Here is a 13,896-nt window from a genome sequence, read left to right as displayed (position 1 = left end):
AGTGTTGGTTTATCAATGCCTCGGTAAAAGTGTGTCGCAGTCTGCCGGTTCGCTAGTCACTCCACCTTAGAACTCGTCTAGTGCGTGCACCAGGCCAGGCAGGCGCTTCTCGATTGCTGCCGCAATGCTTGAGTGGACTGGCTCCGCAAAGCCCGGAGGCATTTTGTCTAGCGTCTTGGCCGGAGCGTCGGCAGCTGAATCGAGCACTTCCGAGATCGCATTGCGCATGAAACTGGTGCCGAGCCCGGCTGCCTTTCCGGACTGCACAAAATGCCGCCCGGTGATTTCCGATATCCGGTAATGCCGGTTAGTGCCGGCCGACATTGCCATCCGGAATCTGTTTGGTGCGATCTGCCCTTTGTCGGCGGCAGGCTGAGCTGACAGTACGTCGTAGAAGGGTGTCAGGCTGAAGCGCCCCCCAGGATTCAGGAAGATGCTGAAGTTCTTGGCATGCCCGTCGGTCGCGCCAATCAACCAGAACAGGATCTGGCTCTTGAAGAACATGGCCTGGTCGCGCTGTGGAGCGTCCGTCCCGCGCAGGAGTTCGAGAATGTCGTGCATTCTCGGGCCGCCGTCACTCTGGTACTTGAGCGTTGGCGGAATGCCGAGGGCCTGGCAGCAATCCTCCTGCGGGAGCCGTAAGATGGAAGCATCGCTACGCCAGAGCCGGTCAAATCGTTCGACCACGAGCACGCGGCGCTTACCAAAGGTCTCGATCTGCGTGCGAGCAACCTCAAGGCCAAAGGTCCGCATGAGTTCCAGGCAGTAGTGTTCGTTGTCGACGCTGTCGGACATGTCGATCAGGCGCTCGGCGCTTGGGATCTGGCCAAGTTGGGGTTTGAGAATATGGGTGGTCGGTGTTGGTCCGATCGGCCTGAGCCACTGGCCCTTCGTTCTCAACAGCGCTGTCTTCTCCTGTGCTCCGGCAACCGAGATCCTGAATTCCTGTTCGCGATCCACGCCCAGCGGTGCTCTAGCCAGGTCAGCGAGCATCGCGTCAATATCGTCATCGCTGAGGGGCAGGCCGTCTGCATGCTGAAGTTCTGTCTTGTTAGCACCTTCGGGCAGGAACTGCATCGCGCCGACGCAGTCACGTCCGATTGCTTCGAGCAGGCTGTAAAAATCCGTCCCCGGCGCCCCCATGCGTTCGGCCAGGCGGCGGCGCACCGCATCGCGGTCTGGGAGCAAGTTATCAAATACGGCCGCCACCATGTTGCCGCGATATGCATTAGGTGTGAGTGGTAGTGAGAGGGAGATGGCGAAACGGTGCTCCCAGCCCAACCATTCATCGGCATAGCGAAAGCTTGTCGCTCCGCTTGCTGCCTTCTCAAGGTGCCCGACCAGGCGGCCATTGATCAGGACATCGAGCGGGACGTGGGTCTTCTTGCGAGCCACCCTAGAAGATGTCCTCTATCGACGTGTTGTCCGTATGGCGCGGTACGACTTGCAGGTCGAGGCCGAGTATCGCAATCACGCCAAGCAGAGTGCCGAGCTTGGTTCCTTCGTTGCCGTTTTCGATGGCAGAGATGGTCTTCTGCTGTGTGCCTGCCAGGTCTGCCAGCTCGGCCTGGGTCAGGCCTTTGGCGCGGCGCTGGCTCTGGATGATTGCGCCCAGTTGGCGTGATTGGCGAACGATTTGACGCATGCAGGCCTCCATGCTTTGCGCTATACCTTATAGGGTATTGTATCGCAATATACCTCCTGAGGTATTAAGCTGTTTTATGCCTCATGGGGGATGGTCGATAGCGTACCTTCGCCCGTCGAGGTACTTTTCAAAATCCGGAAATCTGATATCAGTGTGGCATGAAAATAAATTAATATCAGTAATTTGTGTGACATGGCGGACCTCTTTGCGGGCCTCCTCCAAAGAGCGTGAGAAATCTGTCAACAAGTTCAACGCCTTACGTCGGCAGGACGAGTCCTCTTCTGGCACCATTTTTCTGATCAAAGTATCACTCAACTTTCAAATTTCTCGCCATTTGAAAGGCGTTGCACGGCCCTTGCCTACCTTTTGCGGGTGCCTTGATTCTAGGCTGAAATGCGCCAAACCAGTGGTGATGAATCTTCGCTGGAATTTCGGTGAGACCGTCGGATAACCACGCTGAGCGGCCACTAGGCTTGGCACGGCTTGATCGCGTCATCGCAAATGTGGTCGCAAACCTGGCACCACTTGGATTGAGCCCACGATACAGGATAGAGAGGGCTCCGCCCGCTGGCGGGAACTTGAAGGTGAAGACAATGCCCGGAATTGATGAGAGCCTGCCCTTCTATCCACTCGGGATCGCGGTGCTGACGATTTCGGACACGCGCACTTTGGGAACCGACACGTCGGGCGCGCTTTTGGTCGAGCGGCTGCAATCCGCGGGCCACACGCTGGTGGACCGCACTATTGTGCCGGACGAGATCGAGGACATCCGCAGGCGCCTCAACCTGTGGTTGGCCAACCCGGCCATCGAGATCATTCTGACCACCGGCGGCACCGGATTTTCCCCGCGCGACACCACGCCCGAAGCGGTCAAGCCCTTGCTCAAGCGGGAAATGGACGGATTTGCGGTCGCGTTCCACCAGAAGAGCCTGCACAGCGTTGGCGTCGCCACGATGCAGTCGCGCGCGTTTGCGGGGCAGGCGGGGGATGCCTTTATCTTCTGCATTCCGGGATCGACCGGCGCGTGCCGCGACGCTTGGGACGGCTTGCTCGAATTGGAGTTCGATAGTCGCCACAAGCCCTGCTCGATTGCCGGGGCACTCCCGCGCCTCAGGGATGTGTGCGCTTGATTTCCTTCGATCAGGCAATGGCCTTGCTGGAGGGCGCGGTTACGCCGCTGCCGGGCGAGGATGTACCGCTGGCCGAGGCCGCGGGGCGCGTGCTGGCCGAGCCTGTGATTGCCCGCCTGCCATCCCCGCGCACAGCGGTCTCGGCGATGGATGGCTATGCAGTGCATGATGGCTCGACCACGGCGGGCACGCCATTGGTGGTCGTAGGCGAGAGCCGCGCGGGCGCGGGCTTCGGCGGGGCGGTTCACCCGGGAGAGGCGGTGCGCATCTTTACCGGCGCTCCCTTGCCCGAAGGCGCGGACCGCGTCATCATGCAGGAATACGCCGTGCGAGACGGCGACACGGTGCGCTTTGCCGAGGGGTACGGGCCAGCCTGGCACGTGCGCGCGGCGGGCAGCGATTTTGCTGCGGGGGACCTGTTGCTCGATGCCGGAACCCGGCTCGGCCCGCGCGCCATCGTCGCTGCTGCAGCGGCGGATCAGGCAATGCTAACCGTCAGCGTGCGGCTCACTATGGCCATTATCGGCACGGGTGACGAGCTTGCGCCGCCGGGCGAGGCACATCTGCGCGCCGATGCCGTACCGGAGAGCGTGACGTTGGGCATCGCAGGCATGGCCGAGGAATCCGGTGCGCAGGTGATGGCGCGGGTGATCGGAGAGGACGATCTGCCTGCACTCGAAAAGCTGGCGGGAGAGATGCTGGCGCGGGCGGATGTCGTGATCGTCACCGGCGGGGCATCGGTGGGGGCGCGCGACTTTGCCAAGACGATGTTCGAAGCGCACGGCCTCGACCTGCTGTTTTCCAAAGTCGCGATGAAGCCGGGAAGGCCTGTCTGGCTTGGCCGCGCGCAAGGGAGATGGGTGCTGGGCCTGCCCGGCAATCCGACCTCGGCCATGGTCACCGCGCGGCTGTTCCTGCGCGCGCTGTTGGCGGCACTACAAGGACAGCCGACTAGCGCGGTTCTGCCATGGCGGGTGCTGTCGCTTGCTGGCCCAATTCCTGCGACTGGCGAACGGGAAACCTTCGTCAGGGCAAAGTGGGAAGCCGATGGCCTGCGCCCGCTCGGCAATCAGGACAGCGGGGTTCAGCTTGGCTTAGCGCAAGCCGACTGGCTGATCCGTTGCGCGCCCCTTACTCCCGCGCGTGATACTGGCGAGATGGTCACCGCGCTGGAGTTTTGACCCCAGCGCGAATGCGACGGCACCTGCGCGTGCCAAATTCATGCACTCCATTCGCCAAGCGAACGCATTGAACTAGTCTTGTGTCAGTCCCTCGGTCGCAGCGACAAAGCGCTGCGCGAGTTCTTGCGCGGCAAGCATGGCCGCATCGCGATCCGTTTCGTCGCCAACCTCGTATGTGTAGGCGGGGATGTTGTATTGCGCGAAAAACCAGTTCTTGGAAGTGCCTGATCCGGGGTTGGCATTGCGCCGTTCAATCGTGAAGGGGTAGCCGGTGATGGCTTGCTCTTGCCCTGCCAGCCATTGCGACAGGAAGCGTTCCTGCACGGCGTTGGTCTCGCCATCCCCCTGCACATAAAACAGATTTTGCCGGGTCGAATGGAAATCGAGCATCACCAGCGGCGCGACATTCGCCGGTAACGCATCGAGCCATTGCTTGACCGCGCGCGTCTCCGGCTGGGTAAAGCTGCCCCAGTCGCGGTTGAGATCGATCCCGCCTGTATTGGCCCGCCAGTGCCCGCGCACCACGCCGTCGGGATTGAGCAGCGGAACCGCAAGGATCTGGAACCGCGCGCCGTCAAGCCGACCATCGGCCATCGCATCGGCAAGTTGCAGCAGAAAGCCCTCCATCGCCACTGCGCCGCTGACTTCGGGGGGATGCGCACGTCCGAGCAGGATCACCAGATGCGGCGCATTCGGGCTGCCCATCGTCAGCGCCTCGATCGGCCTGCCTTCGCGCGAATAGCCGAGCGTCAGACGCGTGTTTCCTTCGCGCGCGGCCAACCGGGCCAGTAAGGCAGCATGGCGGTCGACGCCGAACAGTTCCTGCGCGCTGACCGTGGCGCTGCCTGCGGTGACAACAAAACTTGCCTCCAAGCCATCGGGCGAAAGCGAGACTTCGGGCATCCGCAATTCGCTCCCGGCGCGCCATTCGGGCGGATAGCGATGCTCCGCGCCTTCGTAGCGCAAGGTAATGCTGACACCGTCATCCGGGCTATCGGGGCCGCCGGGTGCCGCGACATAGCGGAAGGCATACCACGGGCTGGGATTGATCGGCGGAGCGTGTTCGGGACTGACCACGATGGTGAAAGCCCGTTCGCCATCCGCCGAGCAGCGCGATTGCGAAGCGCCTTCGAAGTCGAAAGCAATCACCACGCTGCTGCTGGCACAACCTGCCGCCTGCGCCTGCGAAGTGGCCGGGGGCGGAGGCGTGGTGGAACACGCCCCCGCCGCCAGCACCGATATCGCCAGCAGGATACGTATCGGCGACACCGGCATCTCGCCTAGAACCGCTTGCGCAGTTCTACGGTCACTTGCCGTCCGCGCGCCGAGTGCAGTTCGCTGAAAAAGCCGTAGCTCTCGTCTGCCAGCGGCGGATCTTCGTCAAAGATGTTGGTCACCGCGAGGCGAACTCGGGTGCGGTCGAGGATGCCGTCATTGTCGAAGGTGTAGGCAATCGAGAAGTTGGCCGTGAAGACATCGTCGACGCGGAAGAAATTGGCGTTGACGTCATCCGACACGATCAGCTCGTCGCGAGTGACGCTGGTATCCCACACTTCGCCAACATAGCTGCCGAACAGACCGATATCGACCGGGCCGCTTTCCCAGTTGATCGAGGTGCTGAAGCGCCATTTGGGCCGCCCTTCAATCTCCAGCAATTCGCCCAGACCGCCCACGGTGACATCGGTGGGCAGTATTCCCGCCGCGATGGCATCGACCAGTTCCTGTCCGTCCGGTCCGGCCGACTGGACGAAGCTGTTCAGCCGCGCCGCGTTGAAGCGCAGGCGGAAATCGCCGAGGCCGAAATTGGGCACGTTATAGAACAGGCCGAAGTCCCAGCCTCGCGAGATGCGGCTGTCGAGGTTCAGATAGGGGTCCAGCACCTGGATGATCCGGCCGGCCGGCGCCAGACTGGTGCCGGTGAACAGCGCGATGTCATCGGCCGTGGGCGCTTCGCGGATCACATTGGGGTTGGTGCTGCCGTTGAGGCGGCGCAGCAGGTCAAGCGCAATGGCGTTATCGTCCCCGAAGGTGCCGACAAGGCCGCGCTGTTCCACTTCCCAATAGTCCGCCGTCAATGTGAGGCCGGGGAGGAAGCCGGGTTCCAGCACCACACCCAGATTGATGCTCTCGCTGTCCTCCGGCTCCAGATCGCGCGCACCCGAGCGGAAGCTGATCACGCCCGCGCCGGGACAGACGCCAAGGTTGGCGATCTGGCCCCGCTCCACCTGCGCCTGACACACAACGAAATCGTCGCGGGTGTTGGAGCGGGTGGTGCCTTCGTCGTTCACCTGCACAAGGTTCGGCGCACGGAAGCCCTGCGACCAGGCACCGCGGAAGGTGATACCCGAGAACGGCGTCCACGACGCCGCCACACGCGGGACGATGGCGGTCTGCTCGATATCGGTGAAATGCTCCATCCGGCCTGCCAGCTGGAGGTTCAGCTCCTCGATCAGCGGAATGTCCATATCGGGGCCGATCAGCGGCACGAAGAGCTCGGCAAAGGCCGAATAGACTTCGCGCGTGCCGTTGGTGTCGGGTGAAGGGCTGGTGCCCGCCACATCGCTGCCGTTGAACACGCCGGTCACGCTGTCAGTAAAAGTGATGGTGCCATCAAGCCGCGGATCGCGATCGTCAAAGAAGGTCTCGCGCCGCCACTCGACGCCCACGGCAACCCCCAGATCGCCGCCGGGCAGGGTGAACAAATCGTCGCGGCTGATCTTGAAATCGGCGAGGGCGAGGCTGGTGCCGCCGCGACGGAATACGTCGATGCGGAACGGGTCGATCGAAGAGGCCGGATTGGGCGTGCAATCGCCCTGGCCCGGATCGCCGGTTACACAGCCGCCGTTAAACGGATTATAGGCATCGGGCGTGGTCAGGTTGATCTGCTGCTGCATCAACGTCAGCGACACACGGTTCCGCGCCAGGTCGAGCGATTCGGCTTCGGAATAGACAAAGCCAGTGTCAAAATCCCACTCGCCGAAATTGCCGCGCAAGCCTGCCACGAGGCGATAGGTGTCCTTGTCCACCGAGACATCGCGGTTGCCGACATCGACGAAGCGATAGCGTTCCATGATCACGTCAGCGCCGGAGGAAGCGATGGTGGTGCCGGGGAGGCGGTTGGGGCTGCCCGTCGGTCCGAAGGGGTTCCAGTAGGCATTGCGCGAGATTCCCACCGGAACCGCACTAAGGATGGCCGAGGCTTCGATGTTGCGGCGGTTTTCCGAACGGTAGAAACTGCCTTCGAAATAGGCCTCCACATTGTCGCTCAATTCGTAGCTGAGCAACGCCATTAGATTGTAGCGGTCTTTCTCGCTGATCAGGTGATTGCCGAAATTGGTGTTGTAGCGGACATCCGTGGTCGGCGTGGTGCCCGCGCGAGCGCACACGCCGCCACCAAAGTCCAAACTGCAGTTGGGGAAGGTGTTCGGCTGCAGATAGAAGTCGTCATCACCGATCGGCGTCCGGCTGCTCGGCGCCTGGATGTCGAACTGGCCGAACGGGCCGAAGGTGTTGCGGTTGTTGAACGAAGCATCGTCTTCGAAATCGGTGCCGGCAACCAGCGGCCGACGATCTTCGTCAGCTGCATAATCGCGCTCGGATGCCAGCAGGCCGTTTTCGCGGAAGTAGCTGCCGTAAACCGTCAGATTGCCGCGCCCGCCGCCAAAGTCAAAGCCCAGTCCGCCGCTGATGCTGTAATTGTACAGGTCGGTGCCGTCCGATGCGCGATAGTCGGCTTCGATAAAACCGCCGGTCATGCCGCCGCGCAGGATGGTATTGACTACGCCTGCCACCGCGTCCGCGCCGTAGACGGCAGAGGCGCCGTCGCGCAGCACTTCGATCCGGCGCACGCTGCCCGGAGAGATTTCATTGGTGTCGGAGCTAACCACGGGCACCAACAGTTCGGTCTGGAAGCCGGGATGCAGCGTCATGCGGCGGCCGTTGATCAGCAGCAGCGTGTTGCCCGTGCCCAGATCGCGCAGGTTGATCGATCCGACATCGCCGCGCGCGCTGTTCTGGGTCGTCGCATTCTGTTCGTTAAACGCCACCGTGCCCGCCTGCGGGATCGAGCGGAACAGTTCGTCACCCGATGCAGCGCCGGTGTTTTCGATGATCTGTTCGTCGATCACGGTCACCGGCAGCACATCGTTGATTTGCGCGCCCTGGATCTGCGAGCCGATCACCACGATCCGGTTCTCGTCAACCGCTTCGGGCTGGTCCGCCGGTACGCTGGGCGGGTTGGCATCCTGCGCCCGGGCGGCGCTGGTCGCGGCAACAAGACTGCAAGTGCTGAGCAGCACCAGCTTGCCAAGGGATGTGAATTTCATGGTCGTATCCTCCACTTTTATTATTGTTATGTCCCGAAACTCCGCCGGGTGATCCACGCTTCAAACATATCCGGCCATTGGCTGAGGATCTGGTCGCTCGTGCCGAGCCCCCAGCCGTGGCCCCCATCCTCGAATATATGCAATTCCGCCGCTGCCCCCTCGCGCCAAAGCGCCTGCGCTAGCATGATGCCGTGGGCGGGCGGAGTCGTGGCGTCATCGGCCGAAGCGAAGATGATTGTCGGCGGCGCATCGCGCTGCGCGTAGGTGTCGAGCGACCAGGCGTCCTCGGCGGCGCGGGTGGGATTGCGGCCCACGATCTCGCGCCGGGTGCGGGTGGTGTCGTAGGGCGCGCGCAGCGTCACCACGGGGAACAGTAGCACGGTGAAATCGGGCCGCGCGCTGACGGCTTCATAGCGGTCTTGCCCGGCGTAGAGTTCGCGCGCCGGCTGGAGCGCGGTGAAGCCGGCGAGGTGGCCGCCGGCGGAAAAGCCCATAATGCCGATCCGGTCTGGCCGGATGGCGAATTCGTCGGCGCGGGTGCGGATGATCTTCATCGCCCGCTGCGCGTCGGCAAACGGCGCACTGGGCTCCCAGCCGTCTCCCGGCAGGCGGAACAGCAGTTCGAAAACGGTGTAGCCGCGCGCCTGCAGCCAGCGTGCCGCGGGGGTGCTTTCCTTCCACAGCTGGATGCGGAAGTAACCGCCGCCGCCGCACACCAGCACCGCGCGGCCATTGGGCTGGTCGGGGCGGTAGACGCGCATACGCGGGGTCGAGATGTTCGACACCGCGCCATAGCCTGCGCCTTCGCCGCCGATCTGTTCAGGCCCGCTCGGTCGGCCACGCCCCGGCGCATCGCCCGGCCACAGCAGAATTTCCTCCGGATCCGCCTCTTGCGCCAGCACCGTGCGATTGACCAGCGGCAGCGAGCTGCTCGCGGCCACCACGGCAGCAAGGCCAAACAGATCGCGGCGGGCGATCATGCCGGGTCTCCTGCGGCATTGGTAAGGCCTTCGCTGTACGGCCCGGTGCGCTCGTGCCGTTCGGTGTCTTCCTCGGGCAGTGGCATGGGGGTGCCTGCCATGGCCGCCGCCAGCCGGTCGGCATCGAGCGCGCCTTCCCACTTGGCCACCACCACGGTTGCCACCGCATTGCCGATGAAATTGGTGAGCGCGCGGCATTCGGACATGAAGCGGTCGATGCCCAGAATAAGCGCCATTCCAGCGACCGGCACTGTGGGGACAACCGACAGCGTGGCGGCAAGGATCACGAAGCCCGCGCCGGTCACACCCGCTGCGCCCTTCGAGCTGACCATGGCAACAAGAACCAGCGTAATCTGCTCACCCCATGACAGCTCGACGCCAACGGCCTGCGCGATGAACAGCGCGGCCAAGGTCATGTAGATATTCGTTCCGTCGAGATTGAAAGAATAGCCCGTGGGTACCACCAGCCCGACCACCGTCTTGCGGCAGCCCGCTATCTCCATCTTCTCCATCAAACTCGGCAAAGCCGCTTCGGAAGACGACGTGCCAAGCACCAGCAGCAATTCCTCACGCAGGTATTTGATGAGGGCGAACAGCGAGAAGCCGGTAAACCAGGCAACCATGCCAAGCACGCCGACGACGAAGAGCAGCGAGGTCAGGTAGAAGGTGGCAATCAAGGCAGCGAGATTGGCGAGCGAGGAAATTCCGAACTCGCCAATGGTAAATGCTATTGCGCCGAAGGCACCGATCGGGGCCAGCTTCATCAGCATATGGACCAGCTTGAAAACCGCCTCGCCCAGCGATGCAATCAGATCGATGACAAGATCGCTGTGCGGCCGCGTTGCCGAAAGCGCTACTCCGGTCAGAATGGCAACCAGCAACACCTGCAAGATGTTGCCATCGGTCATGGCGCTGAATAGCGTTGTGGGGATGATGTTCAGAACGAAGGCCCACAGCGTGTGTTCTTCCGCTGTCTGGGCATAGGTTTCCACCGCACTGGCATCCAGCGTAGCCGGGTCGATGTTCAGGCCGGCACCCGGCTGCACAACGTTCCCCACGACCAGACCGATAATCAGGGCGAGCGTCGAAAAGAACAGGAAATAGATCATCGCCTTGCCGGCAACGCTGCCGACAGACGACATATCGCGCATCGCCGCGATGCCGCCCGCGACGGTGAGGAAAATGACCGGCGCGATAATCATTTTGACCAGCTTGATGAAACCATCGCCAAGCGGCTTCAACGAAGTGCCGATGTCCGGATAAAAATGGCCGAGCAGCGCGCCGAATACGATCGCCGCAAGCACCTGAACATACAACTGGCGATAGAATGGGCGGCGTTCAGCCTTCACTCCATCAGCAACAGACCCGGATGTGGTCCCCATCGATTTCCCCTCCAAGCTCGGCAATTACCGTTGCTTTGCGGTCGATCATAAGGCTGGGCCAATAGCGCGCAATAAGAATTGCATGAAAGCGAAAGTGTCTAGTTTTTAGCAGCTTGTATTAAATCGGCTGATCAAAATTCGGAGATTTCGCACAAATTTGTTGACGGAATTGCGAGATTCCGCACAGTGATCCCATGAACGCTCCCAGCTCGACAGCGCGTGACCGCATGACGCTGGTCACCATTATCGGGGCAGTAACCCTTGTCATCGCGCTTTTGGGTTATCTCGCGCTGGAACGAGGTTTACGGAACTCTGCGCTGGCTGAAGCGCAGGTAGCGGCAGCCGGGGATGCGGCGATTTTGGCTGAGGGATTGCAAAGCGAACTTGAGAAGTTCTCCCTCGTCCCGCTGGTTCTTGCAGAGGACCCGCAAGTGCAGGGCTTGCTCGCGGGCGACGCTGGCGGCGAAACCGTCCTTAATCGGAGGTTGGAAGAGCTGGCGGTGCAAACTGGCGCGGCAGCAATCTACGTGACCGATGCCAGCGGCACTACGCTGGCGGCGAGCAACTGGCGGCTGCCGACCAGTTTCGTCGGTTCGAACTATGCCTTCCGGCGGTATTTTCGCACCGCGATGGACAGCGGCAACGCCACCCAGTTTGCGCTCGGCACGGTCAGCCGCCGCCCCGGTCTCTACATCGCACAAAGAGTGGTCAGCGGATCGCGGACATTGGGTATTGTGGCGGTAAAGGTAGAGTTCGATGCGCTCGAAGCGAGCTGGCTCGAAGGCACCGAAGGCGTCTTTGTTACCGACGCTGATGGCGTCGTTTTGGTGACCAGCAATCCCGATTGGCGGTTCAATACATTGCGGCCGGAAGCGGCATCACAGCGCGACCGGAGCGCGGACGAGCTGCAATTCGGCTTGGCGGATTTGCCGCCCATGCCGGATATTGCCGCCGGATCGACGCTCGTCGAAACCGCCCGGATCGAGACAGAGAATACGATTTCGCCAGATGATTGGGCTCTGCATCTGCTGTTTGATCCTGCACCGCGCCTGTCTGCGGCGCGCACCAATGCCCAACTGGCGCTGCTGCTTGCCCTTTTCGCCGCCGCGCTGTTTGGCGGCGCAGTGTTCATCGTAGCAATCAGACGTAAGGCGCAGGCAGAGATGCAGGCACAAGAACGCGCGGCCAAGCTGCGCGACCAGATGCAGCAGGCAAACCGTTTGGCCACGCTCGGTCAGGTTACTGCCGGAATTGGCCACGAGATCCGTCAGCCGGTCAGCGCGATGCGCCTCTATGCCGAGAATGGTAGCAAGATGCTTGCCTTGGGCGATACAGCATCTGCGAAGGAGAATTTCGGCAAGATCGTCTCGCTGTCTGACCGGATCGGCAAAATTACCGATGAACTCCGCCGGTTCAGCCGCAAAAACACCTCGCGACCACGCGATGTCTCGCTCGGTGAAGTGATCGAAGGGGCACAATTGTTGCTGGGTGATCGCATTGCGACGTTTCAAATCGCGTTCAAAACACCGGGAGCCGATGACATGGCGATCAAGGTCAGGGGCGAGCATGTCGGCCTTGAACAGGTGCTCGTCAATTTGCTCCAGAATGCGATTGATGCCGGAGGGGTCGGCGGCACAATAGAGATCAGCGTTGAGCGCAAAGGTGACGAATGCGCCCTCACCGTATCCGATAACGGGCCGGGTCTGTCGGACGCCCAGCGTGACACCCTGTTCCAGCCCTTTGCCACCACGAAGCCCGACGGGCTCGGCCTGGGCCTTGTTATTTCGCAGGAGATCATGCGCAATCTGGGCGGGAACCTTACTGCAGATGCCAACGGTCCCGGCGCGCGCTTTACCATGGTCGTCCCGCTGGCATGACGGCGGCGCCAACAATCAAGGTTGTCGTTGTCGAAGACGACCCGGCGCTCGGCGAGGCCTTGGCCCAGGCCCTGCGTCTCGAAGGAATGGATGTCGCCCTGTACAGCGATGCGCGCATTGTCATGCGTTCGATCGGGCCAAGCTTCGACGGTGTCATCGTCAGCGATGTGCGCCTGCCCGGCATTGACGGGATTGAATTCTTTGAACTGGTCAGGAAGCAGGATCCGGACATTCCGGTGATTTTCACCACGGGCCACGGCGATGTGGCCATGGCCGTGGATATGCTGAAGAACGGCGCCGCCGATTTCTTCACAAAGCCCTATTCCATCTCCGAGATATTGCGGGCGATCCAGACGGCGGCGGAAAAGCGCAACCTCGTGCTGGAAAACCGGCGGCTCCGCTCGGCCCTGAGCAATCGCGGGAAGGTGGGTGTCATCGGCACGTCCCAAGCGGCAGAGACGTTGCGCAACGTCCTCACAGCGGTGGCCGAAGCGGACATTGACGCCGTGCTGGTGGGTGAGACGGGTACCGGCAAAACATATGCCGCACGCCTGCTCCACGATCTAAGCCCGCGCGCCAGCCGTCCCTTTATCACGATAGATCCCGGATTGGTGGCACACCGTGATGCAGAGCTTGTACTGTTCGGCCGCGAGCCGGGAACCGGACTTTCGCGAACCGGCCTGATCGAGCGTGCCAATGGTGGAACCCTGTTTCTCGACGATGTCGGCGCGATGGAAGGCGCTATCCGGTCCCGGCTGCTATCGACTTTGGAAACCCGTACCCTATTGCCGCTGGGCGCAGAAAGAGAGCGCAAGCTCGACTTCCGGGTTATTGTCGCGGCGAGAGAGAGTTCTGCGGCCGGGGACTCCATGCTCACGCCAAGTTTCGAAAGCCGACTCGGAGCAGTGCGCATATCGCTTCCACCGCTCAGTGAACGGCGTGACGACATTGCCGATTTTTTCCGCCGCTTCGTCGCGGACCTGGAGGTTTCGACAAACAAGACCGCAGAGCCGATTGGCGCGGCGGAGTGGCGGCATATGCAAACCCACGACTGGCCGGGCAATTTGCATGAGCTGCGCGGATATGCCCACGCCTTCATTCTGGGAATTTCCGCGACCGGCACGGTTGCTAATGCCGGCGCCGGCATTGGGTCTTTGCAAACCGTTGTGGCAGATTTCGAGAAGTCCGTGCTCGAAGAGGCACTGCGTATGAGTGATGGCAATGTCAGTATCGTAGCGGATCGAATGCAGATCCCGCGTAAAACGCTCTACGACAAGCTCTCGCGCTACGAATTGCGCCCGCGCGATTTCCGCAGGGATTTGCCATCCTGATTTGTCTTATTTGACACACGTTCAGGGGACATGACATTGGGAAGC

The 13,896-nt window shown here is 61.7% G+C and carries 10 protein-coding genes; 4 read left to right on the top strand and 6 right to left on the bottom strand.

Annotated elements, in window-relative coordinates; genetic code table 11:
- Nucleotides 1-66: 66 nt before the first annotated feature.
- Nucleotides 67-1,395 (bottom strand): type II toxin-antitoxin system HipA family toxin, encoded by a 1,329-nt coding sequence (locus GC121_RS02900; RefSeq protein ID WP_151972674.1) that lies wholly within the window; start codon nucleotides 1,393-1,395, stop codon nucleotides 67-69.
- Nucleotide 1,396: 1 nt separating this feature from the next.
- Complete coding sequence (locus GC121_RS02895) at nucleotides 1,397-1,645, bottom strand: helix-turn-helix domain-containing protein (protein ID WP_151972673.1); 249 nt, start codon at nucleotides 1,643-1,645, stop codon at nucleotides 1,397-1,399.
- Nucleotides 1,646-2,238: 593 nt separating this feature from the next.
- Between GC121_RS02895 and GC121_RS02890 the strand changes: the two genes are divergently transcribed.
- Nucleotides 2,239-2,775: a molybdopterin-binding protein gene (locus tag GC121_RS02890; RefSeq protein ID WP_151972672.1), complete on the top strand. Its 537-nt coding sequence runs from the start codon at nucleotides 2,239-2,241 to the stop codon at nucleotides 2,773-2,775.
- On the top strand, nucleotides 2,772-3,956 hold the full coding sequence (locus GC121_RS02885; protein WP_151972671.1) for a molybdopterin molybdotransferase MoeA: 1,185 nt from the start codon (nucleotides 2,772-2,774) through the stop codon (nucleotides 3,954-3,956). Before GC121_RS02890 ends, GC121_RS02885 begins: the two co-directional genes overlap by 4 nt.
- A 72-nt stretch (nucleotides 3,957-4,028) precedes the next feature.
- Here the strand turns inward: GC121_RS02885 and GC121_RS02880 are convergent, their stop codons facing one another.
- Genes GC121_RS02880 through GC121_RS02865 form a run of 4 tightly spaced genes read right to left on the bottom strand, consistent with a single transcriptional unit; the run spans nucleotide 4,029 to nucleotide 10,643 of the window.
- Entirely contained in the window at nucleotides 4,029-5,225 is a 1,197-nt protein-coding gene (locus tag GC121_RS02880) for a M14 family metallopeptidase (protein ID WP_199857716.1), read from the bottom strand.
- Between the two features lie 11 nt (nucleotides 5,226-5,236).
- Nucleotides 5,237-8,281, bottom strand: a complete 3,045-nt coding sequence (locus GC121_RS02875; protein WP_151972669.1) for a TonB-dependent receptor domain-containing protein — start codon at nucleotides 8,279-8,281, stop codon at nucleotides 5,237-5,239.
- A 26-nt stretch (nucleotides 8,282-8,307) separates the two neighbouring features.
- Complete coding sequence (locus GC121_RS02870) at nucleotides 8,308-9,261, bottom strand: alpha/beta hydrolase (protein WP_151972668.1); 954 nt, start codon at nucleotides 9,259-9,261, stop codon at nucleotides 8,308-8,310.
- Nucleotides 9,258-10,643 (bottom strand): dicarboxylate/amino acid:cation symporter, encoded by a 1,386-nt coding sequence (locus GC121_RS02865; protein ID WP_151972667.1) that lies wholly within the window; start codon nucleotides 10,641-10,643, stop codon nucleotides 9,258-9,260. The genes GC121_RS02870 and GC121_RS02865 overlap by 4 nt, the downstream gene beginning before the upstream one ends.
- 194 nt (nucleotides 10,644-10,837) lie before the next feature.
- On the opposite strand from GC121_RS02865, the gene GC121_RS02860 reads away from it, so the two are divergent.
- Together GC121_RS02860 and GC121_RS02855 are read left to right on the top strand one after the other, a co-directional pair.
- On the top strand, nucleotides 10,838-12,520 hold the full coding sequence (locus tag GC121_RS02860) for an ATP-binding protein (RefSeq protein ID WP_151972666.1): 1,683 nt from the start codon (nucleotides 10,838-10,840) through the stop codon (nucleotides 12,518-12,520).
- Nucleotides 12,517-13,851: a sigma-54 dependent transcriptional regulator gene (locus GC121_RS02855; protein WP_151972665.1), complete on the top strand. Its 1,335-nt coding sequence runs from the start codon at nucleotides 12,517-12,519 to the stop codon at nucleotides 13,849-13,851. The genes GC121_RS02860 and GC121_RS02855 overlap by 4 nt, the downstream gene beginning before the upstream one ends.
- Nucleotides 13,852-13,896 lie beyond the last annotated feature (45 nt).

Source organism: Erythrobacter sp. EC-HK427 (genome assembly GCF_902498745.1).
Classification (GTDB): Bacteria; Pseudomonadota; Alphaproteobacteria; order Sphingomonadales; family Sphingomonadaceae; genus Alteraurantiacibacter.
This window is presented reverse-complemented; position numbering and strand designations above follow the sequence as displayed.

Excerpts from the sequence above, each read along its gene's own strand:
- GC121_RS02870 (WP_151972668.1), bottom strand. The coding sequence starts at position 9,261 with ATGATCGCCCGCCGCGATCTGTTTGGCCTTGCTGCCGTGGTGGCCGCG.
- GC121_RS02875 (WP_151972669.1), bottom strand. The coding sequence starts at position 8,281 with ATGAAATTCACATCCCTTGGCAAGCTGGTGCTGCTCAGCACTTGCAGT.
- GC121_RS02860 (WP_151972666.1), top strand. The coding sequence starts at position 10,838 with ATGAACGCTCCCAGCTCGACAGCGCGTGACCGCATGACGCTGGTCACC.
- GC121_RS02855 (WP_151972665.1), top strand. The coding sequence starts at position 12,517 with ATGACGGCGGCGCCAACAATCAAGGTTGTCGTTGTCGAAGACGACCCG.
- GC121_RS02890 (WP_151972672.1), top strand. The coding sequence starts at position 2,239 with ATGCCCGGAATTGATGAGAGCCTGCCCTTCTATCCACTCGGGATCGCG.
- GC121_RS02865 (WP_151972667.1), bottom strand. The coding sequence starts at position 10,643 with ATGGGGACCACATCCGGGTCTGTTGCTGATGGAGTGAAGGCTGAACGC.
- GC121_RS02895 (WP_151972673.1), bottom strand. The coding sequence starts at position 1,645 with ATGCGTCAAATCGTTCGCCAATCACGCCAACTGGGCGCAATCATCCAG.